The following is a 24012-nucleotide window of genomic DNA, read 5'->3' as shown; positions in this document are numbered from 1 at the left end:
CCAGGAGGTACCCGTCATGGTCCGTTCCGTCATGGTCGAGCGAGCCGGAGGCCCCGAGGTCCTGACCCTCGGCGAGCGCCCGGACCTCGAACCGGGCCCCGGCCAGCTGCTCGTCGAGACCCGTGCGGCGGGGGTGAACTTCATCGAGGTGTACCAGCGCGAGGGCGTCTACCCCGTGGAGCACCCCTTCACGCCCGGCTCCGAGGGCATGGGCGTGGTGGCGGGCGTGGGCTCCGGGGTGGAGCACTTCGCCCTCGGCGACCGGATCACCACCTCCCAGGCGTCCCGCACCTACGCCGACGCCTTCGTGGTGGACGCCGACAAGGCCCTGCGCGTGCCCACCGGCGTCTCCGACGAGGTCGCCGCGGCCGTCCCGCTGCAGGGGCTCACCGCGCACTACCTGGTCCGCTCGACGTATCCGGTCCAGGAGGGCGACGTCGCCGTGGTCACCGCGGGCGCGGGCGGGGTCGGTGGCCTCGCGGTGCAGCTGCTGAAGTCGCTCGGGGCCACGGTGGTCGCCCTGGTGGGCTCCCAGGACAAGGCGGAGACCGCGCGCTCGCTGGGCGCCGATTTCGCCCTGGTCGGCTACGAGGACTTCGCCGAGCACGTCCGTGCGGTCACCGGCGGCCGCGGCGCCGACGTCGTCTACGACTCGGTGGGCAAGGACACCTTCGACGAGTCCCTGCGGGCGCTGCGCACGCGCGGGATGCTCGTGCTCTTCGGCGGCTCCTCCGGCCAGGTCCCCCCGTTCGACCCGCAGCGGCTCGCCCAGCACGGGTCCCTGTACATCACCCGGCCCACGCTCAACGACTACCTGCTCGACGAGAAGGAGCGGAACTGGCGGGCGGGCGAGCTCTTCGACGCGGTGCTCGACGGGTCCCTGACCATCCGGGTCGCCGAGACGTTCCCGCTCGAGCGGGCACGGCAGGCCCACGAGCTGCTCCAGTCCCGTGCCGCCCAGGGCAAGCTGCTGCTGGTCCCGTGAGCACGGCACAGACGCACCGCTTCCTCGGCGCGGACGGCGCGCGGGACCCGTACACCCCGTTCGTCGGGTGCTGCACGGCCACCGTGGAGCACTACGACCTCGACCTCGACTACGACGTCGAGGACAACGGCCTCGAGGCGCGGGCGACCCTGACCTGCCGGGCCCTGCAGGACACGGACCGGATCGAGCTGGACCTCACCGAGCTCGCCGTGACCGACGTCCGGTTCGGCACCGGCGGGCTCGGCGGGCTGCTCGGCGGCCGCAGGGTCCGCGCGGACCACCGCGGCAGCCGCCTCGTGCTGAGCCTGCCGCGCACGGTCCCCGCCGGGGAGTCGTTCACGCTCACCGTGGCCTACGAGGGCTATCCCGAGTCCCTGGACGGGCCCTGGGGCGAGATCGGCTGGGCCGAGCTCGACGACGGCGTCCTCGTCGCGGGCCAGCCCACCGGGTCCTCCACCTGGTTCCCGTGCGTCGACCACCCCTCCCACAAGGCCACCTACCGGGTCGCCGTGCACGCCGACGCCGACTACGAGGTGGTGGTCCACGGCGAGCTGGAGTCCGTGGTGGAGCGCGACGGCGAGCGCCACTGGGTCTACACCTCCCGGGTGCCGCTCCCTCCGTACCTGGCGACCGTGCAGATCGGTCCGTACGAGCGGCGGGAGCTCACGGGCTCCCGCGTCACGCAGCACCTCGTGTGCTCCAAGAAGCGGCGCAAGAAGGCGGAGAAGACGTTCGCGGAGCAGGGCCGGATGATCGAGGTGTTCGGCGACTGGTTCGGCCCATACCCCTTCCCGAGCTACACCGTGGTGGTCGTCGACGAGTCCCTCGAGGACCCGTTCGAGTGCTACGCGTGCTCCGTGTTCGGGAAGAACCAGCTCGGCACGGACTGGGAGGAGCAGCGGCTCGTGGCCCACGAGCTCGCCCACCAGTGGTTCGGCAACAGCCTGGTCCTGTCCTCGTGGCAGGACATCTGGCTCAACGAGGGGTTCGCGTCCTACGCGGAGTGGATCTGGTCCGAGGCCTCGGGCGGCCGGCCGGCCCGCTGGCACGCGGAGAAGGCCCACCGCACGCTCTCGAAGATGCGCCAGGACCTCGTCATCGGCGACCCGGGGCAGGTGCGCCTCTTCGACGACGTGGTGTACGTCCGGGGCGCCCTCACCGTCCACGCGATACGGGAGACCGTGGGCGAGGACGCCTTCCGCGCCCTGCTGCACGGCTGGGCCACCGCCAACCGGGACGGGTGGGTGAGCACGGCGGGCTTCCGGGAGCACCTGCGCGGCTTCGTGCCCCAGCACCGGTGGGCGGAGGTCGACGGGCTGCTCGACGCGTGGCTGCTCCGGCGGGAGCTGCCCGCCCTGCCCTGACCCCGCCCGGCGCCGGGGCCTCCGGCGCCGAGCCGGTTCTCCGGAGCCTGCTCCGGGCCTGCTCCGGGCCTGCTCCGGGCCTGCTCCGGAGCCCGGACGGGAACGGCCCCCGCCGGACGCACAGCGTCCGGCGGGGGCCGTTCCACGGCGCGGGCCGCGGGCCGTCCTCAGCGCTCCCGGCGGTAGAGCCGGCGGGCGAACCAGACCCCGCCGGCGGCCGCGCCGAGTCCGGCGAGCAGCAGCAGGGCGGCCTGCACGCGCTGCCACGCGATGGTGCCCGCGGTGATGCCGTCCCCGAACTCGCCGGCCTCGGCGGTCTCGACCACCTGGAGCGTGCCGTCCTCCACGGCGAGCAGGGCGTCGGCCTCCTGGTGGAAGTCGTCCTCGCCGGAGCCCGTCTGCGTGCCGCGGAAGACGATCTCCTCGCCCGCCTCCGGGACGCGCGGGTCGGCGAGGCCCGAGTCGAAGGGCTGCTCGGTGACCGCCTCGTCCGCGGGCAGCACCCCGCGGTAGATGGGGTTCCAGGTCTTGGTCCGCAGGTCGTTGGTGAGGTCCTGGTACTGCCCGGAGATCACCCACGACCGGTCCGCGTAGCCGGCCAGCTTCCGGGAGTCGTCCCAGGCGAGCGCGGCGCTCACCGCCAGGACCAGCCCCAGGAGGAGCCCGAGCAGCCCCACGGCCGTCGGCTTCCAGGCGATCGACCGGCGGGCGCGTCCGCGCTCCTGCTCGTCGTCGTCGTCGAAGGCGAAGAACGCCTCCTGCCGGTCGGTGGTCTCCTCGGTCATGCTGAACTCCTGGAACGGGGTCGGGGAAGGGGGCGACCGCGGCGCCGGGCGGCGGTCGAGGACCCGGTGCCACAGTACCGAAGTTCCCCCGCCGCACCCGGACACCGTTCGCGTTTGTTACCGGCGGCGTCCCCGGACGGCGCGCGGCCCCACGGCACGGCACGGCCCGCTCCCCGGTGCGGGAAGCGGGCCGTGCCGCGCGGGGTGCGGCGGGTGCGGTGGCGGGCCGGTCAGCCGCGGAGCACGGCGCCGTGGCGCTCGGCCGCCACGGCGACGGCCGCCGCACGGGCCGCGGAGGCCTCGTCCGCGGTCAGGGTGCGGTCCGGGGCCCGGAAGCGCAGCGCGAAGGCCACCGACTTCCGGCCCTCCTCGATGCCGGGGCCCTGGTAGACGTCGAAGACGCGGACGTCCTCGAGCAGCTCCCCGGCGCCCTCCTCGAGCGCGGCCCGCAGCTCGGCGGCCGGCACGGCGGCGTCCACCACGAGGGCGACGTCCTGGGTGGCCGCCGGGTAGCCGGAGATCGGGCGGGCCTGCACGACCTCGACCTCGGCCCCGACGAGCGAGCTGAGGTTCAGCTCCATCGCCACGGTCCGCTCGGGCAGGTCCTGGGCCGCCACCAGCTGGGGGTGCAGCTCGCCGGCATAGCCCAGCGGGGTGCCGTCGGCGGTGGCGAGCACCGCGGTGCGGCCCGGGTGGAACGCCTGGTGGGTGCCCTGCCGGACGGTCAGCTCGACCCCCAGGACCTCGGCGGCCAGCCGGGCGGCGTCGAGGGCGTCCTGCCAGTCGAAGGCCCGCGGCGCGGTCCACGGACCCTGGGCCGCGTCCCGGCCGGCCAGGACTGCGGCGAGGTGGCGCGGCTGCGCGGGGATGCCGGCCTCGATCTCGTCGAGCACCGCCCGGCCCGGGTGCGCCCCGAGCGGGGGGATGCCGGCGCTGCCGAGCTGCTCGCCGGGACGGAAGACCCGCCCGACCTCGTAGAGCGCCAGGTCCCGGAAACCGCGGGAGGTGTTGCGCCGCAGCACCTCCAGCAGCCCCGGGAGCAGGGAGACGCGCAGCATTCCCTGGGCCTCGCTGATCGGGTTGGCCAGCTTGACCGACGGCACGGGCACGCCGGGCTCCGGGGCGCCCCACAGCTCGTTGTCCGCCTGCGAGACGAACGGGTAGGCGAGCACCTCGGTGAGCCCGGCTGCCGCGAGCGCGTCGGCGACCCGCTTCCGGGCCTGCTGCTCGGCGGTCAGGCCGCGGCCCGGGGGCGCCACCGGCAGCCGCGAGGGGATCGTGTCGTAGCCGACGAGGCGGGCGATCTCCTCGACCAGGTCCTCCTTGGCGACCAGGTCCGGGCGCCACGACGGGGGCACGACGCGCCAGCCGTCGTCGGTGGCCTCGACCTGCGCGCCGAGCTCGGTGAGGGTCGACACGACCTGGTCCGCCGTGTACTCCACGCCCGTGCGGCGCCCCGGGTAGTCCCAGGGCAGCTCGATGGGCGCGGGGGCGGTGGTGTCGTCCACGTCCGTGACCCCGGGACCGGGCGTGCCGCCGGCCAGCTCCACGAGCAGCTCGACGGCGCGCTGGGCCGCCACCGGGGCGATCTGCGGGTCCACCCCGCGCTCGAAGCGCTTGGACGCCTCCGAGGGCAGCCGGTGCCGCCGGGTGGTGCGGGCGATCGAGACCTCGTCGAAGCGGGCCGCCTCCACGAGCACGTCGGCGGTGCCGTCCGAGACCTCGGTGGCGGCGCCGCCCATGACCCCGGCCAGGCCGATCGGTCCGGAGCCGTCCGTGATCAGCAGGTCCTCGGGGTCCAGGGACCGCTGCCGGCCGTCCAGGGTGGTCAGCGTCTCGCCCGGGGCCGCCCGGCGGACCCCGATGCCGCCGGTCAGCTTCCCGAGGTCGTAGAAGTGCAGCGGCTGGCCCAGCTCGAGCATCACGTAGTTGGAGACGTCCACGGGCAGGGAGATCGAGCGGATGCCCGCCAGGCGCAGCCGCGCCGACATCCACGGGGGCGTGGGGGCGGTCGCGTCGATACCGGTCACGGTGCGGGCGACGAAGCGGGTGCACCCGGGGTTGCCGTGGATCGGGGCGTCGTCGTCGACGGCCACGGGGAACCCGTCCCCGGTGGGGGCGGGCACCCGGGCGGCCACCGTCCCGGCCGGGTCCGTGAAGGACTCGTGCACGGCGTGGCAGTACTCGCGGGCCACGCCGCGGATCGAGAACGCGTAGCCGCGGTCCGGGGTCACGTTGATCTCGGCGGCCTCGTCGCGGAGCCCGAGCAGCTCCAGGGCGTCGGAGCCGATCTCCGGGTCCAGACCGAGGGTCGAGAGCACCAGGATGCCGTCGTGGTCCTCGCCGATCCCCAGCTCGCGCACGGAGGCGATCATGCCGGCGGAGGTGTGGCCGTAGGTCTTGCGCGCCGAGATCCTGAAGTCCCCGGGCAGGACGGCACCGGGCAGGGTCACGACGACCTTGTCCCCGACCTCGAAGTTGTGGGCCCCGCAGATCACGCCCTGCACACCGGAGGGGTCGATGCCCTTGCCGGTCAGGGTCTGCTCCTGGCCCTCGGGGACCACGCGGACGGTGCACCAGTTGACGGTCTTGCCGTTGGAGTGGGTCTCCGGCTCCTTGGAGAGCACCTGGCCGACCACGACCGGTCCCTTCAGGTGGTCCGTGGGGCGGTGCACGTCCTCCTCCTCGAGGCCCACCGTCACGAGGGTGGCCAGGACGTCCTCGGCGGTCGCGCCGGCCGGGACGGGGGCGTGCTCGCGCAGCCATGACAAAGGAACTCGCATGTCTTAGATCTCCATCCCGAAGTGCTCGCTGAAGCGGACGTCGCCCTCGACCATGTCGCGCATGTCCGGGACGTTGTTGCGGAACATCAGGGTCCGCTCGATGCCCATGCCGAACGCGAAGCCCGAGTGGACCTCGGGGTCGATGCCGGCCGCGCGCAGCACGTTCGGGTGGACCATGCCGCAGCCGCCCCACTCGATCCACTGCGGCCCGCCCTTGGCGTTCGGGTGCCACACGTCCAGCTCGGCGGACGGCTCGGTGAAGGGGAAGTAGTTGGGCCGCAGCCGGATCTTCGCCTCCGGGCCGAACATCTGCCGGGCGAAGTGCTCGAGCGTGCCCTTGAGGTCGGCCATCGACAGGCCCCGGTCCACGGCCAGGCCCTCGACCTGGTGGAAGACGGGGGTGTGCGTGGCGTCGAGCTCGTCGGTGCGGTAGGTGCGTCCCGGGACGACGACGTAGACCGGCAGCTCGCGGTTCAGCAGCGTGCGCATCTGCACCGGTGAGGTGTGCGTGCGCAGCACGAGGTGGGCCTCGGGCGGGTCCACGAAGAACGTGTCCTGCAGCTCCCGGGCCGGGTGGTCCGGCTTGAAGTTGAGGGAGTCGAAGTTGTACCACTCGGACTCGACCTCGGGGCCGTCGGCGACCTCCCAGCCCATGGCCACGAACGTCTCGCCGACGCGCTCCATGAGGTTGGTCAGCGGGTGCCGCCCGCCCAGGCGCCGGCGCCGGCCGGCGGCGGTGACGTCCACGGCCTCCTCGACGAGGATCCGGGCGTCCCGCTCCTCCTCCAGCACCGTGGTGCGGGCGGCGACCGCCTGGTTGACGCGGCCGCGGGCCTGGCCGACCAGCTTGCCGGCCGCGGACTTCTGCGTCTTGTCGAGGGAGCCGATCCGCCGGTTGGCCAGCGCCAGCGGGGACCGGTCCCCCGCGTGGGCGAGCCGGACCTCCTTGAGCTCGTCGAGGTCCTGGGCGTTTCCAACGGCGGCCAGGGCCGCCTCCACGGCCGCGGCGACCGCGGCCTCGTCGGTCGGGTCGACCGCGCCGCTCGGGGCGGTCTCGGGTGGCAGTTCAGACATCAGCTGGCGACTTCTTCGGCTCGGGGACGGCTTCGTCCGGGCGCGCGGGTCCACGGTGCGTGGAGCGCGTACCACGGGAAAGCCCGGATCGGCACGGATCGCGGGCGGGTCCCAGTCTATGGCACGTCCCCCGGGGGCCGCCCACCGCTGCCCGGGCTCGTCACGGCCCGTCCGGACCCGGGAGGACCGCCCCTCCGGGCCCGGAGGAAGTCCGCCCCGGGGCCCCGATCCGGGCGGGGCGCGCCGGGCGGGCCTAGGCTGGTGCCATGAACCCCGGTCCGAGCCGCGCAGCACGCCTGCGGCAGGTGTGGAACATGATGAACCTGTCCACGCCGCTGGGTCTGCTGGTCGCCGCGGCCACGCGCACGCCGGTGGTGCGCGGGCCCGAGGGGCTGCTCCTGGGGTTCGGCTACCGGCCGCGGCTGCCGCGGGCCGGGGCCTTCACCGTGGGCAACGTCGTCCTGTTCCGCGCCGGGATCGGCGACGTCGCGGCCCGTCCCCGGCTCCTGGCCCACGAGTCGCGGCACGCGAGCCAGTGGGCCCAGTGCCTGGGGCTGCCGTTCCTGCCGGCCTACCTCGTGGCCGCGGGATGGTCGATGCTGCGCTGCGGGCACCCCGCGCTGCACAACCCCTTCGAGGTGCGCGCCGGCCTCGCCGACGGCGGCTACCGCCCGCCGCGATCCCCCGGGCCGTGACTGACCACGGGATCCCGTGGTCAGTCGGCGAGGTGGTCCAGCAGGGCGTACACGATGGGCAGGTCGGCGGGGATCCACGGCAGGGCCAGTGCGGCGGCGGGGTCGGCCAGCGGGAGCCAGCGCACGGCCAGGTGGTCCTCCCCGACCACGGGCCGGGGGTCGCCGCCGGCGGCCACGGCCGTCCAGACCCGCATCGCCGCGGTGTCCTTGAGCGGCCAGCCCTGGGCGTGCGGTCCGCGCACTTCCGCGAGCAGCCGGACGTGCACGCCGAGCTCCTCGGCGCACTCCCGGACCAGGGCCTGCTCGCAGCTCTCGTCCGGCTCCTGCTTGCCGCCGGGGAACTCCCAGAGGCCCCGCAGGGCCTCGGGATAGGCCCGCTGCGCGGCGAGGAAGCCCGTGGGCCGCTCGGCGTCGTCGAGGAGGGCGGCACCCACCACCTGGGTGCGGTAGACGGCGGGCAGCGGCGCGCTCATCGGCTCACCGCCCGGCCGCGGGGCGGCGCTGGGCGCGGGCCGAGGCGTAGAGGCACACGGTGGCGGCGGTGCCCACGTTGAGGGACTCCGCCCGCCCGTGCACCGGCACGGCGACCCGGTGGTCGGCCAGCGCCTTCTCCTCCTCGGACAGGCCGCGGGCCTCGTTGCCGAACAGCCACACGGTGGGCCGGGCCAGGTCGTAGCCGGAGTCGACGGACGGGACTCCGGCGGCGCGGGCGGCGGAGGCGTCCTGGAGCCGGTCGAGGTCGACGTCCCCGTGGCCGTCGGCGGCCAGCACGCCGCAGCCGGCGGCGCGGGCGGCGTCGAGCAGCGCGGGCAGGTCGGCACCGACGACCACGGGCAGGTGGAAGAGGGAGCCGGCGGTCGAGCGCACGGTCTTGGGGTTGTAGACGTCCACGCTGCCGGTCGTGAGCACCACCGCGTCCGCGCCCGCGGCGTCGGCCGCACGCAGCACGGTGCCGGCGTTGCCGGGGTCCTGCACCCGCGCCAGCACGGCGACCAGCCGGGGCCGGGCCGCCAGCACCGTTCCCAGGTCCGTGTCGAGGGGTCGGCACACGACGACGACGCCCTGCGGGGTCACCGCGTCGCTCATGGCGGCCAGCACCTCACGGGTCACGAGGCGGACGAACACGGAGCGGTCCTCGGCCACCCGCTCGAGGAGCGCGGTGATGTCCGGGTGGCGGTCCAGGGCGTCCTCGGTGACGTAGACGGCGTCCGCGCACGGGGACTCCAGGTGCCGGGCGAGGGCCTCCCGGGCGTTCTGCGGGCCCTCGGCGAGGAACAGCCCGCGCTTGGCACGCGCGGAGCGCCCGGCCAGTCCCGCGACGTCCCTGACCCGATCGGCTCGGGGGTTGGACATCGGCTGGGCGGCCAGGCGCTCCGTGAGGTTCACTGCTCCGACTGGGCTCAGGCGGCGGCTTCGCGCGGCGCGGAGGTGTCCTCGGGCAGCGCGTTCTTGGCGATCTCGACGAGTCCGGCGAACGCCTTCTCGTCGTTGACGGCCAGCTCGGCCAGCATGCGGCGGTCGACCTCCACCTCGGCGGCCTTGAGGCCCTGGATGAAGCGGTTGTAGGTCAGGCCGTTGGCGCGGGCCGCGGCGTTGATGCGCTGGATCCACAGCCGGCGGAAATCGCCCTTGCGCTTGCGGCGGTCGTTGTAGCTGTAGACGAACGAGTGGGTGACCTGCTCCTTCGCCTTGCGGTACAGGCGCGAGCGCTGGCCGCGGTAGCCGGAGGCCTGCTCAAGGATCTCCCGGCGCTTCTTGTGGGCGTTGACCGCCCGCTTCACACGTGCCACGTGTGTACTCCTTCGCTTCGGTCCCGGCCGGTCGGCCGGGAGGTCAAATCTGTGGGGGCGGGGAGGCTGGCTCCCCTGCGGATGCGGTGGGGGCTACTTGCCCAGCATCTTCTTGATGACCTTGGCGTCGCCGGGGGCCACGATCTGGTCGGAGGCCAGGCGGCGGGTCAGCCGGGAGGACTTGTGCTCCAGGTAGTGGCGGCGGTTGGCCTGCTGGCGCTTCACCTTGCCGCTGCCGGTGAGCTTGAAGCGCTTCTTCGCCCCGCTGTGGGTCTTCATCTTCGGCATCTGGGCCGCTCTCCTTGCGATTCTTCCGGTGGTGGTCACCGGAGGGCACGGCGACGTCCGCCGCACCTCCACGGTGCCCCCGGGCGCAGCCGGTCCCGGCTGCGCCCGCGGGCGCTGTCAGTTCTGCTCCGCTCGCGCGGAAGGTCGTGCGCCGCTCAGGCCTGGGGCCCGGGCTTGGCACCCGGCTTGGGGCCGGGCCGGGGGGCCTTCGGCGCCGCGGCCGGAGCCTTCGGCGCCGGGGCCTGGGGCGCCGGCGGCTTCGGGGCCGCCTGCGGCGCCGGGGTCTCGACGACCTCGGGCTCCGGGGCCTCGGCGGCCGCAGGCGCCTCGACGACCTCGGGGGCGGCGGGCTGCGCCGTCTCCGGGGCCGGCTGCTGGGCCTCGGGCGCCGGCTGCTGCACCGGCTCCTCGGTCCGGCCGGCCTGCTCGCGCAGCTCGGCCGGGAAGGCGTCCCCGATCGTCTGGGTCACGGGCGCCGCGGAGGACGTGTCGACCTTGTCCTTCGCCTTGCGCTCGTTCTCGGCCTTCGCCTCGTCGCGCTGCTTCTGGCGGCGCGCCTCGGCCTTGGCCTCGGCCTTGTTCTTCAGCGGGCCCACGACCATCACCATGTTGCGGCCGTCGACCCGGGGGCTCGACTCGACCGCGCCGACCTCGGCGACGTCGTTCGCGAAGCGCTCGAGCAGGCGGACACCCATCTCGGGGCGCTGCTGCTCGCGTCCGCGGAACTGGATCATGGCCTTGACCTTGTCACCGGCCCCGAGGAACCGCTTGGCGTGGCCGACCTTGGTCTCGTAGTCGTGGGTGTCGATCTTGAGCCGGAACCGGACCTCCTTGAGGACCGTGTTCGTCTGGTTCTTGCGCGACTCCCGGGCCTTGACCGCGGCCTCGTACTTGTACTTGCCGAAGTCCATGAGCTTGGCCACCGGCGGCTTGGCGTTGGGCGCCACCTCGACCAGATCGAGATCCGATTCGCGGGCCAGCCTCAGTGCGTCCTCGACGCGGACGATGCCGACCTGCTCGCCTGCGGGTCCGACGAGACGGACTTCGGGGACTCGGATTCTGTCATTGATACGTGGATCGCTAATGCCGTGCTCCTGATGTCTGGCGTGATCGCCCGGAGGTTTCCGGGGACCTCATGGTTCGGTCCGGTCCGCAACGACAAAAGCCCCCGCTGCGGTCGGCAAGCGGAGGCTCATCGGTGCGCCGCCCGAGGGTGGCGCATTGCGTGACGGTGCGGACGAGGGATGCCCCGGCCGTGCCGTCGTGCGGACGATGTCGTCGCGGACCCGGGGGCCGTGCTCCGGTCCTCCGAGAGGCTCGCAGGACCGTGGCCGGCGCGGGTGGGAGTCTCCTCCACTTGCACACTGCCGACCAGTCTAGCCCATGGGCCGCCTGTTCGGGAAACGACGGCCGCGCCGGCGTCTCACTCGTCCTCGGTGCTGTGCAGGGCCCGGCGGGCCGAGAGCAGCTCCGTCTCCGGCCGGGCGGCGACGAAGCGCTCGACCTCGTCGAGGACCTCGACGAGGCGGGCGGCGTCCGCGGCGACCACGGCGGTGCCCACGAGGGCGCGCCGGTGGAGCTCGAGGTGGCCGACCTCGGCGGCGGTCACCGGGAACCGGCGGCGCAGCTCCGCCACGAGGGGCCGCACCACGGAACGCTTGGCCTTGAGGGAGTGGACGTCCCCCAGGAGCACGTCGAACTCGATCCACCCGATCCACACGGTGCTCCGCCTCCTTCCGGCCGGCGCCCGGCCTCCCCTGCAGGATAGTGCGCAGGGCCGCTGGGACGGTCCGGGCGGCGACCGGCGGTGTGGCAGAGTTGGGCCATGACTTCCGAGAACACCTTCCGCTTCGACGACGACGCCGCACGGTCCGGCCAGGAGATCCCGCAGGAGACGGTCAGCGCCGTCGACGAGCAGATGCGCGACATCGCGGAGGTCCCCGCCATCGAGGTCATCACCACCGCGGCCGTGCACCTCATGAGCGCGGCCGCCGTGAAGTGCGGGCTCGCCGCCGGCGAGGACGCCGAGGAGCTCAAGGACCTCGACGAGGCGCGCAAGCTCATCACCGCGCTGGCCGGTTTCGTCACCGCCGCGGCGCCGGAGATCGGCTCGCAGCACGCCGCTCCCCTGCGCGACGGCCTGCGCACCCTCCAGCTCGCGTTCCGCGAGGCCTCGCGCTTCCCGGACGCCCCCGGCCAGGGGCCCGGCGAGCGGTTCACCGGCCCGGTCAGCTGAGCACCGCCGCCTCCGTCCGTCGCGGGCTGGTCCGGGCTTCCCGGGTCAGCCCGCCGTCGTGAGGCGCAGCTGCATCGAGTCGACGTCCTCAGCGAGGGCCGGCTCGACGCTCAGCCGGGCCTGGAACCGGGCGACGACGTCGTCCAGCTGCCCCTGGTCGAGCCCGGCCTGCAGGGACAGCACGACGGCGAGCTCGGGGCCGGCCCCGCCGCCCCGGACGAGCGTCCCGTCCGCGACGCGCACGGCCACGCCGTCGCCGGGGGCGGTCCCCACCCCGACGACCCCGGGCAGCCCGGTGGCGCAGCGCCGGACCGCCGCCTCGACGTCCGGGCTGCGGTAGGAGGGGGTCCAGGCCCTGCCCCGGGCCAGCGCCCAGAGGGCCGGGCGGCGCACCACGAACGGGAGGTCGGTGCCGGGGTCGAGCACCAGCAGCTGGGTGCCGTCCTTGACCGCGGCCACGGCGGCCCGGCGGAGGTCCGTGGCCACCGGCCGCGCCCGGGCGTGCCAGTCCGCGAGCGCCGCCGTGGAGCTGAAGACCGGCAGCACCTGCCGGCCGTCCGCGGCGCGCAGGGACACGAGCGCCATGTCGGCCTCCTTGTCGGCCACGAGACCGGCCTCCGTCACGGTCGAGGACGAGACCTCGGCCACGACGGGCACGAACACGCGGGTGCCGGCGAGCGCGGCGACCACGGCGGACTCGTCCCCGGTGCCCGCCCGCAGGGCCCGGAGGGCCTGCAGCACGGCGGGGGCGGCGGCGCCGTCGTCCCCGGGGAACCGGTGGGTGTGGCTGGTGCCCTCCCCCAGGTTGCGCCCGGCCCAGGCCTGGCCGCCGGTGTCCTCGGTGCCGCCGGCGCCCGCGAGCTGGGCGGCGATGTGCTCCGGCAGGGGCCGCTCCGTCACCGCGCTCCCGGCCGGCCCGCCACGTCGAGGGCCTCCTCGAGGGTGAACCGGCCCGCGTAGAGGGCCTTGCCCACGATCGCGCCCTCGACCCCCGAGGGCACGAGCGTCCGCAGGGCGGAGAGGTCGTCGAGGGAGGAGATCCCGCCCGAGGCGACCACGGGCTTGTCGGTGCGGGTCGCGACCTCCTTCAGGAGCTCGAGGTTGGGGCCCTTGAGGGTGCCGTCCTTGGTGACGTCGGTGACCACGTAGCGGGCGCAGCCGTGGTCCTCGAGGCGGTCCAGGACCTCCCAGAGGTCCCCGCCCTCCTCGGTCCAGCCGCGGGCGGCGAGGACGGTGCCGCGCACGTCGAGGCCCACCGCGATGACGTCGCCGTGCTCGGCGATGACCTTCTGCGTCCACTCCGGGTTCTCGAGGGCCGCGGTGCCCAGGTTGATCCGGGCGGGGTCCAGGGACAGCGCCCGCTCCAGGGACGCGTCGTCCCGGATGCCGCCGGACATCTCGACCTTCAGCTCGAGCTCGGCGGCGACGCGGCGGAGCACGTCGATGTTGTCGCCGCGGCCGAAGGCGGCGTCGAGGTCCACGAGGTGGATCCACTCGGCGCCGGCCTCCTGCCAGGCGAGGGCGGCCTCCAGCGGGTCACCGTAGCCGGTCTCGGAGCCGGCCTCGCCCTGGACCAGGCGCACGGCCTGGCCGTCCGCGACGTCGACGGCGGGCAGCAGCTGGAGGCGGGGGGTCTCGCTCAAGGGCATGGGATCTCTCTTCTCGGGTTGCGGGGTCTCGGACGGACGGACGGGCGGACGGGACGTGCTCAGCGGCCCTGGAACCAGGCGTACCCGCCGTAGCCGATGAGGGCCGCCGCGACGGCGGCCAGGAGCACGACCGTCCAGACGGGCTTCTGCTGCTGCTGGAAGGAGATGGCCCCGCCGGCGAGGAACGCGCCGAGGACCATCACGAGGACGGCGGCGCTCACGCCGCGCCGTCCCCGGCCTCCAGGGTCGGCCGGCCGGCCAGGGTGTCCCCGCCCAGGGGGTCACCGGCCTTGAGGTGGTCCAGGCGTCCCGTGCGCGGCAGGGTGCCGAGCCAGTTGCGCAGGAGCTGGATGCCGGCCTCGGAGGACTTCTCCGGGTGGAACTGGGTGGCGCACAGCGGCCCGTTCTCCACGGCCGCGACGAAGCGGCCCCCGTGGTCGGACCAGGTGACCTGCGGCGCCCGCATCTTCTCGATGTTCTGCGGGAAGTCCCACTCCTGCACCCCGTAGGAGTGCACGAAGTAGAACCGCTGGTCCTCGATCCCCCGGAACAGCACCGAGTCCTCGGGCGGCTCGACCGTGTTCCAGCCCATGTGCGGGACCACGTCGGCCTTCAGCCGTTCGACGACGCCGGGCCACTCGCCCATGCCCGCGGTCTCCTGGCCGTGCTCCACGCCGGAGTCGAAGAGGACCTGCAGCCCCACGCAGATGCCCAGCACGGGGCGGCCGCCGGCGAGGCGGCGGCCGATGAGGCGCAGGCCGTCCACGGAGCGCAGTCCTTCCATGACGGCGGCGAACGCGCCGACGCCGGGGACCACGAGGCCGTCGGCGTCGAGCACCGCCTCGGGGTCGGCGCTGAGCACCACGTCCGCGCCGGCCGCCTCGAGGGCGCGCACGGCCGAGCGCACGTTGCCCGCGCCGTAGTCGAGGACGGTGACGGTGGGCCGGGAGCCGCCGGGGCCCGTGGTGCTGTCCTCGGTGCTCACAGGGCTCCCTTCGTGGACGGGATGCCGTGCACCCGGGGGTCGGGCTCCACGGCCTGGCGGAGGGCTCGGGCCACGGCCTTGAACTGGGCCTCGGCGATGTGGTGCGGGTCCCGGCCGGCCAGCAGCGTGACGTGCAGGCAGATCCCGGCGTGGTGGGCCAGGGACTCGAAGACGTGCTGGACCATGGAGCCGGTGAAGTGCCCGCCGATGAGGTGGTACTGCTGGCCCTCGGGCTCGCCCGTGTGCACCACGTAGGGCCGCCCGGAGATGTCGACCACGGCGTGGGCCAGGGCCTCGTCCAGCGGGACCGTCGCCTCGCCGAAGCGGCGGATCCCGGCCTTCTCGCCCAGCGCCTGGCGCAGGGCGTCCCCGAGGACGATCGCGGTGTCCTCGACGGTGTGGTGGACGTCGATGTGGGTGTCGCCGGTGGACCGGATCCGCATGTCGATCAGGGAGTGCTTCGACAGCGCGGTCAGCATGTGGTCGTAGAACGGCACGGAGGTGTCGATGTCGTTCTCGCCGGTGCCGTCGAGGTCGATCTCGACGGACACCGAGGACTCGCTCGTGCGCCGGTCCAGGGCCGCGCGGCGGGGCGCGCGGGTGCCGGTGGGGGTCTGCTCGCTCATTTCGGTGGGAACTCCTCGCGGACGCGGCGCCGCCCTCGGCGGGCCGCGGTTGGTCCGGGCCGGGCCGCGGGCGGCGGCTCGGGCCCAGGGGTGGTCTGCTTCCATGCTATCCGGGCCGGGGCACGCCCCGGCCCGGGCTGCTCAGGCGCCGGAGAGGATCCGCTCCAGGCTGGTCAGGAACGCTGTGGTCTCCGCCTCGGTGCCGGCCGTGACCCGCAGGTGGCCGGGGATCCCGACGTCCCGCACGAGCACCCCGTCCTCGAGCAGCGCCTCCCACATGCCCCGGGAGTCGGCCATGCCGCCGAAGAACACGAAGTTCGAGTCCGACGCGGCGGGCTCGAGCCCGAGCCGGGTCAGCCCCTCCACGATCCGGTCGCGCTGGACCTTGATGTCCTCGACGTTGGCCAGCAGCGACCCCGAGTGGCGCAGCGCCGCGAGGGCCGTGGCCTGGGTGACGGCCGAGAGGTGGTAGGGAAGCCGGACGAGACGCACGGCGTCGGCGACCTCCGGCGCGGCCGCGAAGTAGCCGAGGCGGGCGCCGGCGAGCGCGAACGCCTTGCTCATGGTGCGGGAGACGATCAGGCGGGGCCGGCCCTCGAGCAGGGTGAGCGCGGTGGGGGTGCCGCCGTGCGAGAACTCGGCGTAGGCCTCGTCCACCACCACGACCGTGCGGAACTCCTCGCCCGCCTCGTACACCGCGGTCACCACGTCCGCGCCCAGCGCCGTGCCCGTCGGGTTGTTGGGCGAGCACAGGAAGACGACGTCCGGCCGGTGCCGGCGCACCTGCTCGGCCGCGGACTCCGGGGACAGCCCGAAGTCCGCCGCCCGCTCCCCCGCGACGAAGGCGGTGTGCGTCCCGGAGGCCAGGAGCGGGTACATCGAGTAGGTGGGGACGAAGGTGAGCAGGGTGCGGCCGGGGCCGCCGAAGGCCTGCAGGATCTGCTGCAGGATCTCGTTGGAGCCGTTGGCCGCCCACAGGTTCTCGGCCCCGAGCCCGTGGCCGAGGTACGCGGCGAGCTCCTCGCGCAGGGCGGTGAACTCGCGGTCGGGGTACCGGTTGAGGGCCCAGGCCGCCCCGGTGACCTCCTCGACGATCGCCGCGTGCACGTCCGCGGGGACCGGATGGGTGTTCTCGTTGGTGTTGAGCGCCACGGCGACGTCGAGCTGCGGGGCGCCGTACGGCGTCCTGCCGCGCAGGTCGTCGCGGAGCGGGAGGGCGTTGAGTCGGTCCAGGTTCTGCGTCACCCGGACAGTTTAGTGCTCCACCCGGACCCTCCGGCCCAGGAGCCGGTCACGGGCCCGGGGCTCCCGCGGCGACTCGGGGCCACCCGCGGCCGGCCGGACCGGGCGGGCGGCTCAGGCGGCTGGGACCTCGAGCAGCTGGCCGGCCACGAGCACGGAGCTGTCCAGGTCGTTGAGCTCCACGATCTCGTCCATGACCTCCCGCGGGTCCCGGTCCGGGTCCGCGGTCACGGCGAGCTCCCACAGGCTCTGCCCGGGGAACACGGTGGCCTGTTCGGTCCCGGGGCCCGGGACGGGCTCGCTCGTGGCCGTGGCCGTCGAGGGGACGAGGAAGATCACCGCCAGCACCACGAGGGCGGCGGAGCCGGCGAGGACGGGCAGGCCCAGGAACACCAGGCGGCCGCGGCGGGTCAGGGTCAGCGGGGTGCGGAAGCCGGAGCCTGCGGGGCGGGCCCGCCGGGCCGCACGGCCGCGGCCGCCCGCCGCCGCGGTTCCGCGGCGGCGCTCGACGACGGCGCTGAGGGTGGCACTGGCACTCATGACATGAACTCCTTGACGTTCCCGCACGGGCGGGCGATCTCGAACACCGGTCCGGTCGACGGCCCGTGCGGGCCTCCATTCGATCGAACATACTTTCGAATACCGATGACCCATGTCTAGCACGTGCCTGCGAACGCTGTCGACACCGGCTCGTACATATGTTTGAACACCCACGGCGTGTCGCCTAGGCTGAGGACGTGTTCGGGCCTCGGGCCGGCGCGCGCTGCGGACCCCCTGCGCGTGCCGACCGGGATCCATCGAACCACCCGGGTCCGACATCGGAACCGGGACCGTGAGGACCGGCGGCACCGGCAGCCGGACGGGAAAGGACGACGCTCCCATGGCCCAGCCCCCCACTCCCGAGGAGCCCCGCGCCCGGGGCGCCCGCCCCGGGGCGCGCTCGCGCAGCCGCGGGCTCAGCGTGCGCCAGCGCACGATCCTCGAGGCCATCCAGCGCTCCATCGCCGAGCACGGCTATCCGCCGTCCATGCGGGAGATCGGTGACCTCGTGGGCCTGGCCTCGCTCTCGAGCGTCACCCACCAGCTCTCCCAGCTCGAGAAGCTGGGCTACCTGCGCCGCGACCCCAAGCGGCCCCGGGCCATGGAGGTGCTCACGCCGCTGCAGCTGCGCGGGACCGCCGGCGCGGAGGCCCCCGAGCCGCCGGCCGAGACCGCGGCGCACGCCCGCCGCGCCGCGGGCCCAGCGGTCCACGATCCCGTGGCCGAGCTGTCCACCTCGGCCGACGTGACGATGGTCCCGCTGGTCGGCCACATCGCCGCCGGCGGGCCGATCACGGCCGAGCAGGCCGTCGAGGACGTCCTCGCGCTGCCCCGCCAGCTGGTCGGGCACGGCGAGCTGTTCATGCTGCGCGTCAAGGGCGACTCGATGATCGACGCCGCGATCTGCGACGGCGACTGGGTGGTGGTGCGACGGCAGAGCGCCGCCGACAACGGGGACATCGTGGCGGCCCTGCTCGACGACGAGGCCACGGTCAAGACCTTCCGCCAGCGGGACGGCCACACGTGGCTGCTGCCGCAGAACACCCGCTACGAACCGATCCTCGGCGACCACGCCACCGTGATGGGCAAGGTCGTCTCGGTGCTGCGCAGCCTCTGAGCCGCCGCGCTCCCCGGTGCCCGGGCCCCCGCCGTCGGCGGGGGCCCGGTCTCGTGCGGCCCGGCGTCGTGCGGCCCGGTGTCGTACGGTTCCCTGTCGAACGCGCCGGCCGGGCCCGGCCGGTGCCGGGCCTGCTCAGCCCGTGGCGAGCCGCTGCAGGGCCCCGAGCACCACCGAGCGGTCCGTGGTGGTCCACAGCGGCGGCAGGGACCCGCGGAGGAAGCCGCCGTAGCGGGCGGTCGCGATCCGTGAGTCCAGGATCGCCACGACGCCCCGGTCCCCGCCCGAGCGGATGAGCCGCCCGGTCCCCTGGGCGAGCCGCACGGCCGCGTGCGTCGCGGAGACGGACATGAAGCCGTTGCCGCCGGCCCGCTCCGCGGCGCGGCTGCGGGCGCTCGCCAGCGGGTCGTCCGGGCGGGGGAAGGGGATCCGGTCGATCATCACGAGCCGGCAGGAGGCCCCCGGGACGTCCACGCCCTGCCACAGGCTCATCGTGCCGAACAGGCTCGTCGAGGGGTCGTCGGTGAACTCCTGGACGAGGCCCGCGAGCGAGGACTCCCCCTGGCACAGGATCGGCAGGTCGGTGCGCGCGCGCAGGGCCTCGGCCGCCTCCTCCGCGGCCCGGCGGGAGGAGAAGAGCCCGAGGGCCCCGCCCCGGGAGGCCTCCAGCAGCGCCAGCATCTCGTCCAGCTGGGCCTCCGTGAGCCGGCGGCCGGGCTTCTCCAGGTGCTTGGCGAGGTACAGGATGCCCTGTCTCGGGTAGTCGAACGGGCTGCCGACGTCCACGCCCTCCCAGCGCGGGGCGCCCTCGCCGCGCAGGCCCAGGGCACCGGCGGCGGAGTCGAAGGACGAGCCGACGGACAGGGTCGCCGAGGTGAGGACCACGGTGCGCCCGTCGAAGAGCCCCTCCCGCAGGGTGCCGGCCACGCTGAGCGGCGCCACGTGCAGGGTCGCCGGATCGGTGTCCTCGGCGGGCACGTAGCCGCGGCCGGGCTCCCAGCCGCCCTGCCGGGAGATCCACAGCACCTCGCGGTGCTCCTCGGCGGCGAGGATCCGCTCGGCGAGGTCGAGGACGTCGCTGACCCGGGAGCGGGCCAGCTGCCGGCCGGCGTCCCCGTCCTTCTCCCCCGCACCGGCCTTCGACTCGGTCATCACGGTGCGGGCGGCGTCCCGGATCTGGGCCACGGCCGCCGCCTGGGCGTCCCCGAGGCCCCGGTGCAGCAGCTCGGCCGCAGCGCCCGTCAGCGCGGCCTCGAGATTGGCGGCCCCGGCCGTGAGGGAGTCGGCGCTCGCAGAGGTGTGCTTGCGCACGGACGCGGCGGCCGAGCGCACCATGGCCGCGGAGAGCTGGCCGGTGACCGCACCCGTCACCCGGTCCTGGAGCTCGTGGGCCTCGTCGATGACCACGACGTCGTGCTCGGGCAGCACGGTGATCCCCTCGAACGCGTTGATCGCGAGCAGGGCGTGGTTGGTGATGACGATGTCGGCCTCGCCGGCCCGCTGCTTGGCGAGCTCGGCGAAGCAGTCCTCGACCAGGGGGCAGCTGCGGCCCAGGCACTCCTTGGCGGTGACGGACACCTGGCGCCAGGCGCGGTCGCTGACACCGGGGAGCACCTCGTCCCGGTCCCCGCTCCCGGTGTCCCGGGCCCACTCGCGCAGGCGCTGGACCTCCTGGCCCAGCCGCCCGGGCTGCTCGGCGGCCTCCGGCTGCGGCGCGCCGGGGTGCGGGGCGGCGTCGGGCAGGGCGAACAGCGCGCCGGGGTCGTCGTCGGACGGATAGCCGCCCTCGATCTTGTGCAGGCACGCGTAGTTGCTGCGGCCCTTGAGCAGGGCCACGTCCACGTCGCGCTCGAGCTCGCCCTCGAGGGCGGCCAGCAGCCGGGGCACGTCCCGGCCCACGATCTGCGACTGCAGCGCGAGCGTCGCCGTGGCCACGACCACGGGCTTGTCCGCGTGCTGGGCGTGCTCGACGAGCGGTGCCAGGTACGCGAGGGACTTCCCCGTGCCGGTCCCCGCCTGGACCAGCAGGTGCCGGCCGCGGTCCAGGGCCTCGGCGACCTTCGCGGTCATCAGCCGCTGGCCGTCCCGGACCTGCCCGCCCATCGCGGTGACGGCGGTGTCCAGCAGGGCCAGGGCGTCCTTCGCCCCGGGCAGGGTCTCGGGGCGCACGTCCGGGACGGCGTGCCCGGACTCCTCCACGGATGCGGCGGCCACGCGCTCAGGCGCTCTCGGCGCCGAAGCCGGGAGCGCGCTCGGGGGCGAACTCCGCGAGCTCGGCCGCGAGGTCCTCGCGGACCTTCACGAGCAGGTGCGTGCCCTCGGCCAGGTGCTCGGTGCGCAGGATCTCGGCGTCCCAGTCGTGCAGCCGGCTGACCACGTCGCCGCGCTGGTACGGCACCAGCAGCTCCAGCACCGTCTCGGGGCGCGGGATGGACTCGCTGATCCGCTGCCGGAGCTCGTCGATGCCCTCCCCCGTGCGGGCGGAGACGACGACGACGTTGCGCTCGCGCTGCTTGATCCGCTCGACCACGAACGGGTCGGCGGCGTCCACCTTGTTCAGGGCGATGATCTCGGGGATGTTCTGGGCGTCGATGTCCGTGAAGACCTGGCGGACCGCGCGGATCTGGCCCTCCGGGTCCGGATGGGAGGCGTCCACCACGTGCAGGATGAGGTCGGAGTCGGCGACCTCCTCGAGGGTGGAGCGGAACGCCTCGACGAGCTGGGTGGGCAGCGAGCGGACGAACCCCACCGTGTCCGAGAGCGTGTAGCCGATGCCGTCCGGGGTCTGCGCGCGGCGGACCGTGGGGTCCAGGGTGGCGAACAGGGCGTTCTCCACGAGCACCCCGGCGTCCGTGAGCCGGTTGAGCAGCGAGGACTTGCCCGCGTTGGTGTAGCCGGCGATCGCCACGGAGGGCACGGAGTGGCGGCGGCGGTTGAGCCGCTTCGTCTCGCGCGCCGGCTTCATGGCGGCGATCTCGCGCCGCAGCTTGGCCATGCGGGTGCGGATGCGGCGGCGGTCCAGCTCGATCTTGGTCTCACCGGGGCCGCGGGAGCCGATGCCCTCACCGGCGGCGGCGCGGCCGCCGGCCTGGCGGGACAGGGACTCGCCCCAGCCGCGCAGGCGCGGCAGCAGGTACTCGAGCTGGGCGAGCTCGACCTGGGCCTTGCCCTCCTTCGACTTGGCGTGCTGGGCGAAGATGTCGAGGATCAGCCCCGTGCGGTCGATGACCTTGACCTTCACGACGTCCTCCAGCCCGCGGCGCTGGGAGGGGGCGAGCTCGGAGTCGACGACGACGGTGTCCGCGCCGGTCGCGGCGACGATGTCCCGCAGCTCCTTGGCCTTGCCGGAGCCCAGGTAGGTCGCCGGGTCCGGCTTGGTCCGGCGCTGGACGATGCCGTCGAGCACCTCGGAGCCCGCGGTCTCGGCGAGCGCGGCCAGCTCGCGCAGGGAGTTCTCGGCCTCGGCGAGCGTGCCGTCCGTCCACAGCCCCGCGAGCACCACGCGCTCCAGGCGCAGCTGCCGGTACTCGAGCTCGGTGACGTCCTCGAGCTCGGTGGACAGCCCCGCGACGCGGCGCAGGGCGCGGCGCTCCTCAAGGTCCTGCTGCTCGCCGTCGTGGACGGTGTGCCCGTCCTCGGCGTCGGCGAGCTCACGGGCCCGGCCGGAGAGCCGGCCCGGCGTGCTGGGGTCGTCCACGGGCGCGGCGTCCTGGCCGGCGGCCTGCTCCCGGGCGCGGGCCCGGGACAGCACGCGCTCGACGACGTCCTCCAGGTCCTGCCGGCTCAGGCCGTTCTCGGGCTCCGCGGCGGCGCGGGGCTCGGCAGGGGTTTCACGGGGGTGGGTCATGGTTCCTTTCGAAACGGGCTGCTGATCGGCCCAGTCTAGTGGCGGCGCCGGACATCCCGGCGGCGGAGGCGGTGGTCCCCGCCCGGCCCGCGCCGAGGGCCGGCCCGGCTCGCGGTGCGGGGGCCGGCGGGCACTGTCGGTAGCATGGGGCGCTATGGCACCGCGTCCCGACTCCCCCGATCCCGTGGCCGGCCCGGCGACCCCGAACCCGGGGACCGAGCACTACTTCTCCGAAGACCCCTCGGCGCCCGAGGTGCGGCGCTCCGTGGCCGTGACCCTGCGGGGGCGGGAGGTCGTGCTGCAGACCTCCAACGGGGTGTTCAGCCCGCGAGGCCTCGACAAGGGAACGTCCGTGCTGCTGGAAAATGTTCCCGATCCCGCCGGTGCGGAGCTCCTCGACATCGGCTGCGGCTGGGGTCCGATCGCCCTGGGCCTGGCCGCCGCCGCCCCGGGGGCCCGGGTCACGGCCGTGGACGTCAACGAGCGCTCGCTGGGGCTCACCCGGGACAACGCCGCGGCCCTGGGCCTGGCCGGCGTGGAGGCGCTGCTGCCGGAACAGGTGCCCGCGGACCGGCGCTTCGACACCATCTGGTCCAACCCGCCCATCCGGATCGGCAAGCAGCAGCTGCACGAGCTGCTGCTGCAGTGGCTGCCGCGGCTGGCCCCCGGCGGCACGGCGTGGCTGGTGGTGCAGAAGAACCTCGGCGCGGACTCGCTGCAGAAGTGGCTCGGCACCGCGCTGGGCGGCGGCTTCCGGGTCTCCCGGCACACGACCGACAAGGGTTTCCGGGTTCTGCTGGTCGAGCGCCGGGACTGAGCCGAGCGCCGGGACCGAGCGGCTGTCCCGGGCGGCACCCGCGGCCGGGCCCCGGCGGCAGCCCCGGTCCGGGTCGAATCCTGGGCAATGGCGGACGGGACCGGGCGCCCGCTCCGGTGCGGGGCGCCGGGCCGGACGCGTCAGACGAAGGTGCCGTCCGCCACCAGCACGGCCGGTCCGGCGAGCACCACGTGCTCGGCGCCGTCGGGCGCCGGCACGAACGTCACGGAGACGACCCCGCCGGGCACCTGCACGAGCCACTGGTCGGGCGCCGTGGCGCCGCCCCAGAAGCGGGTCGCCGCCGCCGCGGCGCACGCGCCGGTCCCGCAGGACTGCGTCTCGCCCACGCCGCGCTCGTGCACGCGCATCCGCACCCGGCCCACCCCGTCGTCGTCGCCGTCGGCGGGGACCACGAACTCGACGTTGGTCCCGTCCGCGGGCTCCGGGCGCACGACCGGGGCGGTGTGCAGCTCCAGCTGGTCGAGCTTCTCCCCCTCGGCGAGCGCCACGACCGTGTGCGGGTTGCCCATGCCGATCGACAGCGCGGGGCGGGACACCGTCAGCCCGCCGGCCGTCACGACGGCGTCCGAGCCCCGGGTCCGGGCGGCCTCGCCGTCGAGGAAGGTCCACGGCCCCATGTCCACGGCCCAGCCGGAGTCGGTCCGGGCCACGGTCTTCACGCCGGCGCGGGTGCCGATGCGCAGCACGTCCCCCTCCGGGACCTCGGCGAGGCCCCGCTGGACGAGGTAGTGGACGAACACCCGCACCCCGTTGCCGCACATCTCGGCGACGGAGCCGTCGTTGTTGCGGTAGTCCATGAACCACTCGGCGTCGGGCGCCTCCGCGAGGACGGCCCTGCCCTCGGGGATCGCCTCGGAGCGCACGGCGCGGATCAGCCCGTCCCCGCCGATGCCCCGGTGCCGGTCGCACACCAGGGTCACCAGCTCCGCGTCCAAGGCGAGCTGGGCGTGCGGGTCGGTCAGCAGCACGAAGTCGTTGCCCGTGCCGTGGCCCTTGGCGAAGCGGCGGCCGCCGAGCTCACCCCACGGGCCGGCGTCGGCGCCCGGAACGGCGTCCGGGGCGGGGCGGGTGTCGTGCGTCGGGGCGGGGCTGGTCCGGGCGGAAGTCACCCGACCATGATACGCGGCCCCGGACGGGGTCCTGGGCTGGGTCCTGGGCTGGGTCCTGG

The 24012-nt window shown here is 74.7% G+C and carries 25 protein-coding genes; 6 read left to right on the top strand and 19 right to left on the bottom strand.

Features of this window, described 5'->3' with window-relative positions; all coding sequences use genetic code 11:
• The first annotated feature begins 16 nt into the window (after positions 1-16).
• Positions 17-985, top strand: coding sequence for a quinone oxidoreductase family protein (locus ACPYN7_RS07520; RefSeq protein WP_424347214.1), 969 nt, complete (start codon positions 17-19; stop codon positions 983-985).
• Positions 982-2349, top strand: coding sequence for a M1 family metallopeptidase (locus ACPYN7_RS07515; protein ID WP_424347213.1), 1368 nt, complete (start codon positions 982-984; stop codon positions 2347-2349). Before ACPYN7_RS07520 ends, ACPYN7_RS07515 begins: the two co-directional genes overlap by 4 nt.
• A gap of 167 nt (positions 2350-2516) precedes the next feature.
• Here ACPYN7_RS07515 and ACPYN7_RS07510 read toward each other — a convergent pair whose 3' ends face one another.
• From ACPYN7_RS07510 to pheS, 3 genes are all read right to left on the bottom strand, one after another.
• Positions 2517-3134: a hypothetical protein gene (locus tag ACPYN7_RS07510; protein WP_058873531.1), complete on the bottom strand. Its 618-nt coding sequence runs from the start codon at positions 3132-3134 to the stop codon at positions 2517-2519.
• A gap of 230 nt (positions 3135-3364) precedes the next feature.
• Positions 3365-5917, bottom strand: a complete 2553-nt coding sequence (pheT, locus tag ACPYN7_RS07505) for a phenylalanine--tRNA ligase subunit beta (RefSeq protein WP_424347212.1) — start codon at positions 5915-5917, stop codon at positions 3365-3367.
• 3 nt (positions 5918-5920) lie between these two features.
• Positions 5921-6991 carry a phenylalanine--tRNA ligase subunit alpha gene (pheS, locus tag ACPYN7_RS07500; RefSeq protein ID WP_424347211.1) on the bottom strand — a complete coding sequence of 357 codons (1071 nt, stop codon included), beginning with the start codon at positions 6989-6991 and terminating at the stop codon, positions 5921-5923.
• A 266-nt stretch (positions 6992-7257) separates the two neighbouring features.
• Here pheS and ACPYN7_RS07495 point away from each other — a divergent pair, with 266 nt between their 5' ends.
• A complete protein-coding gene (locus tag ACPYN7_RS07495) occupies positions 7258-7686 on the top strand; it encodes a hypothetical protein (protein ID WP_424347210.1) in 429 nt (142 codons plus the stop codon).
• 20 nt (positions 7687-7706) lie between these two features.
• Here the strand turns inward: ACPYN7_RS07495 and ACPYN7_RS07490 are convergent, their stop codons facing one another.
• From ACPYN7_RS07490 to ACPYN7_RS07465, 6 genes are all read right to left on the bottom strand, one after another.
• Positions 7707-8159, bottom strand: coding sequence for an NUDIX domain-containing protein (locus tag ACPYN7_RS07490; RefSeq protein ID WP_424347209.1), 453 nt, complete (start codon positions 8157-8159; stop codon positions 7707-7709).
• A 4-nt stretch (positions 8160-8163) separates the two neighbouring features.
• Positions 8164-9072 carry a TrmH family RNA methyltransferase gene (locus tag ACPYN7_RS07485; protein WP_424347208.1) on the bottom strand — a complete coding sequence of 303 codons (909 nt, stop codon included), beginning with the start codon at positions 9070-9072 and terminating at the stop codon, positions 8164-8166.
• Positions 9073-9086: 14 nt separating this feature from the next.
• Entirely contained in the window at positions 9087-9476 is a 390-nt protein-coding gene (gene rplT, locus ACPYN7_RS07480; RefSeq protein ID WP_058873525.1) for a 50S ribosomal protein L20, read from the bottom strand.
• A 93-nt stretch (positions 9477-9569) separates the two neighbouring features.
• The gene (gene rpmI / locus ACPYN7_RS07475; protein ID WP_058873524.1) at positions 9570-9764 is read right to left on the bottom strand and encodes a 50S ribosomal protein L35; all 195 of its coding nucleotides are present in this window, start codon (positions 9762-9764) and stop codon (positions 9570-9572) included.
• A gap of 155 nt (positions 9765-9919) precedes the next feature.
• Positions 9920-10822 carry a translation initiation factor IF-3 gene (gene infC, locus ACPYN7_RS07470; protein WP_424347226.1) on the bottom strand — a complete coding sequence of 301 codons (903 nt, stop codon included), beginning with the start codon at positions 10820-10822 and terminating at the stop codon, positions 9920-9922.
• Between the two features lie 365 nt (positions 10823-11187).
• Complete coding sequence (locus ACPYN7_RS07465; RefSeq protein WP_058873522.1) at positions 11188-11484, bottom strand: DUF503 domain-containing protein; 297 nt, start codon at positions 11482-11484, stop codon at positions 11188-11190.
• 105 nt (positions 11485-11589) lie between these two features.
• Between ACPYN7_RS07465 and ACPYN7_RS07460 the strand changes: the two genes are divergently transcribed.
• The gene (locus tag ACPYN7_RS07460; protein WP_058873521.1) at positions 11590-12000 is read left to right on the top strand and encodes a DUF1844 domain-containing protein; all 411 of its coding nucleotides are present in this window, start codon (positions 11590-11592) and stop codon (positions 11998-12000) included.
• Between the two features lie 45 nt (positions 12001-12045).
• Here ACPYN7_RS07460 and ACPYN7_RS07455 read toward each other — a convergent pair whose 3' ends face one another.
• From ACPYN7_RS07455 to ACPYN7_RS07425, 7 genes are all read right to left on the bottom strand, one after another.
• A complete protein-coding gene (locus ACPYN7_RS07455) occupies positions 12046-12900 on the bottom strand; it encodes an SseB family protein (protein ID WP_424347207.1) in 855 nt (284 codons plus the stop codon).
• A complete protein-coding gene (gene priA, locus ACPYN7_RS07450) occupies positions 12897-13649 on the bottom strand; it encodes a bifunctional 1-(5-phosphoribosyl)-5-((5-phosphoribosylamino)methylideneamino)imidazole-4-carboxamide isomerase/phosphoribosylanthranilate isomerase PriA (RefSeq protein ID WP_058873519.1) in 753 nt (250 codons plus the stop codon). Before priA ends, ACPYN7_RS07455 begins: the two co-directional genes overlap by 4 nt.
• A 59-nt stretch (positions 13650-13708) precedes the next feature.
• Complete coding sequence (locus ACPYN7_RS07445) at positions 13709-13870, bottom strand: hypothetical protein (RefSeq protein ID WP_197412654.1); 162 nt, start codon at positions 13868-13870, stop codon at positions 13709-13711.
• A complete protein-coding gene (gene hisH / locus ACPYN7_RS07440; RefSeq protein ID WP_424347206.1) occupies positions 13867-14634 on the bottom strand; it encodes an imidazole glycerol phosphate synthase subunit HisH in 768 nt (255 codons plus the stop codon). The genes ACPYN7_RS07445 and hisH overlap by 4 nt, the downstream gene beginning before the upstream one ends.
• Positions 14631-15260 carry an imidazoleglycerol-phosphate dehydratase HisB gene (gene hisB / locus ACPYN7_RS07435; RefSeq protein ID WP_424347205.1) on the bottom strand — a complete coding sequence of 210 codons (630 nt, stop codon included), beginning with the start codon at positions 15258-15260 and terminating at the stop codon, positions 14631-14633. Before hisB ends, hisH begins: the two co-directional genes overlap by 4 nt.
• Before the next feature lie 141 nt (positions 15261-15401).
• On the bottom strand, positions 15402-16505 hold the full coding sequence (locus ACPYN7_RS07430; RefSeq protein ID WP_058873516.1) for a histidinol-phosphate transaminase: 1104 nt from the start codon (positions 16503-16505) through the stop codon (positions 15402-15404).
• Between the two features lie 111 nt (positions 16506-16616).
• Positions 16617-17042, bottom strand: a complete 426-nt coding sequence (locus ACPYN7_RS07425) for a LysM peptidoglycan-binding domain-containing protein (RefSeq protein WP_424347204.1) — start codon at positions 17040-17042, stop codon at positions 16617-16619.
• A 421-nt stretch (positions 17043-17463) separates the two neighbouring features.
• Here ACPYN7_RS07425 and lexA point away from each other — a divergent pair, with 421 nt between their 5' ends.
• Entirely contained in the window at positions 17464-18159 is a 696-nt protein-coding gene (gene lexA / locus ACPYN7_RS07420; RefSeq protein ID WP_424347225.1) for a transcriptional repressor LexA, read from the top strand.
• A gap of 135 nt (positions 18160-18294) precedes the next feature.
• Here the strand turns inward: lexA and ACPYN7_RS07415 are convergent, their stop codons facing one another.
• On the bottom strand, positions 18295-20373 hold the full coding sequence (locus tag ACPYN7_RS07415) for an ATP-dependent DNA helicase (protein ID WP_424347203.1): 2079 nt from the start codon (positions 20371-20373) through the stop codon (positions 18295-18297).
• Positions 20374-20377: 4 nt separating this feature from the next.
• Positions 20378-22006 carry a GTPase HflX gene (gene hflX / locus ACPYN7_RS07410; protein WP_424347202.1) on the bottom strand — a complete coding sequence of 543 codons (1629 nt, stop codon included), beginning with the start codon at positions 22004-22006 and terminating at the stop codon, positions 20378-20380.
• Between the two features lie 154 nt (positions 22007-22160).
• Between hflX and ACPYN7_RS07405 the strand changes: the two genes are divergently transcribed.
• Positions 22161-22823 carry a class I SAM-dependent methyltransferase gene (locus ACPYN7_RS07405; RefSeq protein ID WP_424347201.1) on the top strand — a complete coding sequence of 221 codons (663 nt, stop codon included), beginning with the start codon at positions 22161-22163 and terminating at the stop codon, positions 22821-22823.
• Positions 22824-22963: 140 nt separating this feature from the next.
• Here ACPYN7_RS07405 and dapF read toward each other — a convergent pair whose 3' ends face one another.
• The gene (gene dapF, locus ACPYN7_RS07400) at positions 22964-23953 is read right to left on the bottom strand and encodes a diaminopimelate epimerase (RefSeq protein ID WP_058873512.1); all 990 of its coding nucleotides are present in this window, start codon (positions 23951-23953) and stop codon (positions 22964-22966) included.
• Between the last annotated feature and the right edge of the window lie 59 nt (positions 23954-24012).

It is taken from the genome of Kocuria sp. CH-021, from assembly GCF_049716185.1.
Lineage (GTDB): Bacteria > Actinomycetota > Actinomycetes > Actinomycetales > Micrococcaceae > Kocuria > Kocuria cellulosilytica.
Note: the sequence above shows the minus strand (reverse complement) of the source record. Positions and strands in the feature narration are given on the sequence as shown.

What these genes read in the sequence shown, in the direction of transcription:
- ACPYN7_RS07520 (WP_424347214.1), top strand. Translation starts at nt 17, where the DNA reads ATGGTCCGTTCCGTCATGGTCGAGCGAGCCGGAGGCCCCGAGGTCCTG.
- ACPYN7_RS07510 (WP_058873531.1), bottom strand. Translation starts at nt 3,134, where the DNA reads ATGACCGAGGAGACCACCGACCGGCAGGAGGCGTTCTTCGCCTTCGAC.
- pheT (WP_424347212.1), bottom strand. Translation starts at nt 5,917, where the DNA reads ATGCGAGTTCCTTTGTCATGGCTGCGCGAGCACGCCCCCGTCCCGGCC.
- pheS (WP_424347211.1), bottom strand. Translation starts at nt 6,991, where the DNA reads ATGTCTGAACTGCCACCCGAGACCGCCCCGAGCGGCGCGGTCGACCCG.
- ACPYN7_RS07495 (WP_424347210.1), top strand. Translation starts at nt 7,258, where the DNA reads ATGAACCCCGGTCCGAGCCGCGCAGCACGCCTGCGGCAGGTGTGGAAC.
- ACPYN7_RS07490 (WP_424347209.1), bottom strand. Translation starts at nt 8,159, where the DNA reads ATGAGCGCGCCGCTGCCCGCCGTCTACCGCACCCAGGTGGTGGGTGCC.
- rpmI (WP_058873524.1), bottom strand. Translation starts at nt 9,764, where the DNA reads ATGCCGAAGATGAAGACCCACAGCGGGGCGAAGAAGCGCTTCAAGCTC.
- ACPYN7_RS07460 (WP_058873521.1), top strand. Translation starts at nt 11,590, where the DNA reads ATGACTTCCGAGAACACCTTCCGCTTCGACGACGACGCCGCACGGTCC.
- priA (WP_058873519.1), bottom strand. Translation starts at nt 13,649, where the DNA reads ATGCCCTTGAGCGAGACCCCCCGCCTCCAGCTGCTGCCCGCCGTCGAC.
- hisB (WP_424347205.1), bottom strand. Translation starts at nt 15,260, where the DNA reads ATGAGCGAGCAGACCCCCACCGGCACCCGCGCGCCCCGCCGCGCGGCC.
- ACPYN7_RS07425 (WP_424347204.1), bottom strand. Translation starts at nt 17,042, where the DNA reads ATGAGTGCCAGTGCCACCCTCAGCGCCGTCGTCGAGCGCCGCCGCGGA.
- hflX (WP_424347202.1), bottom strand. Translation starts at nt 22,006, where the DNA reads ATGACCCACCCCCGTGAAACCCCTGCCGAGCCCCGCGCCGCCGCGGAG.
- ACPYN7_RS07405 (WP_424347201.1), top strand. Translation starts at nt 22,161, where the DNA reads ATGGCACCGCGTCCCGACTCCCCCGATCCCGTGGCCGGCCCGGCGACC.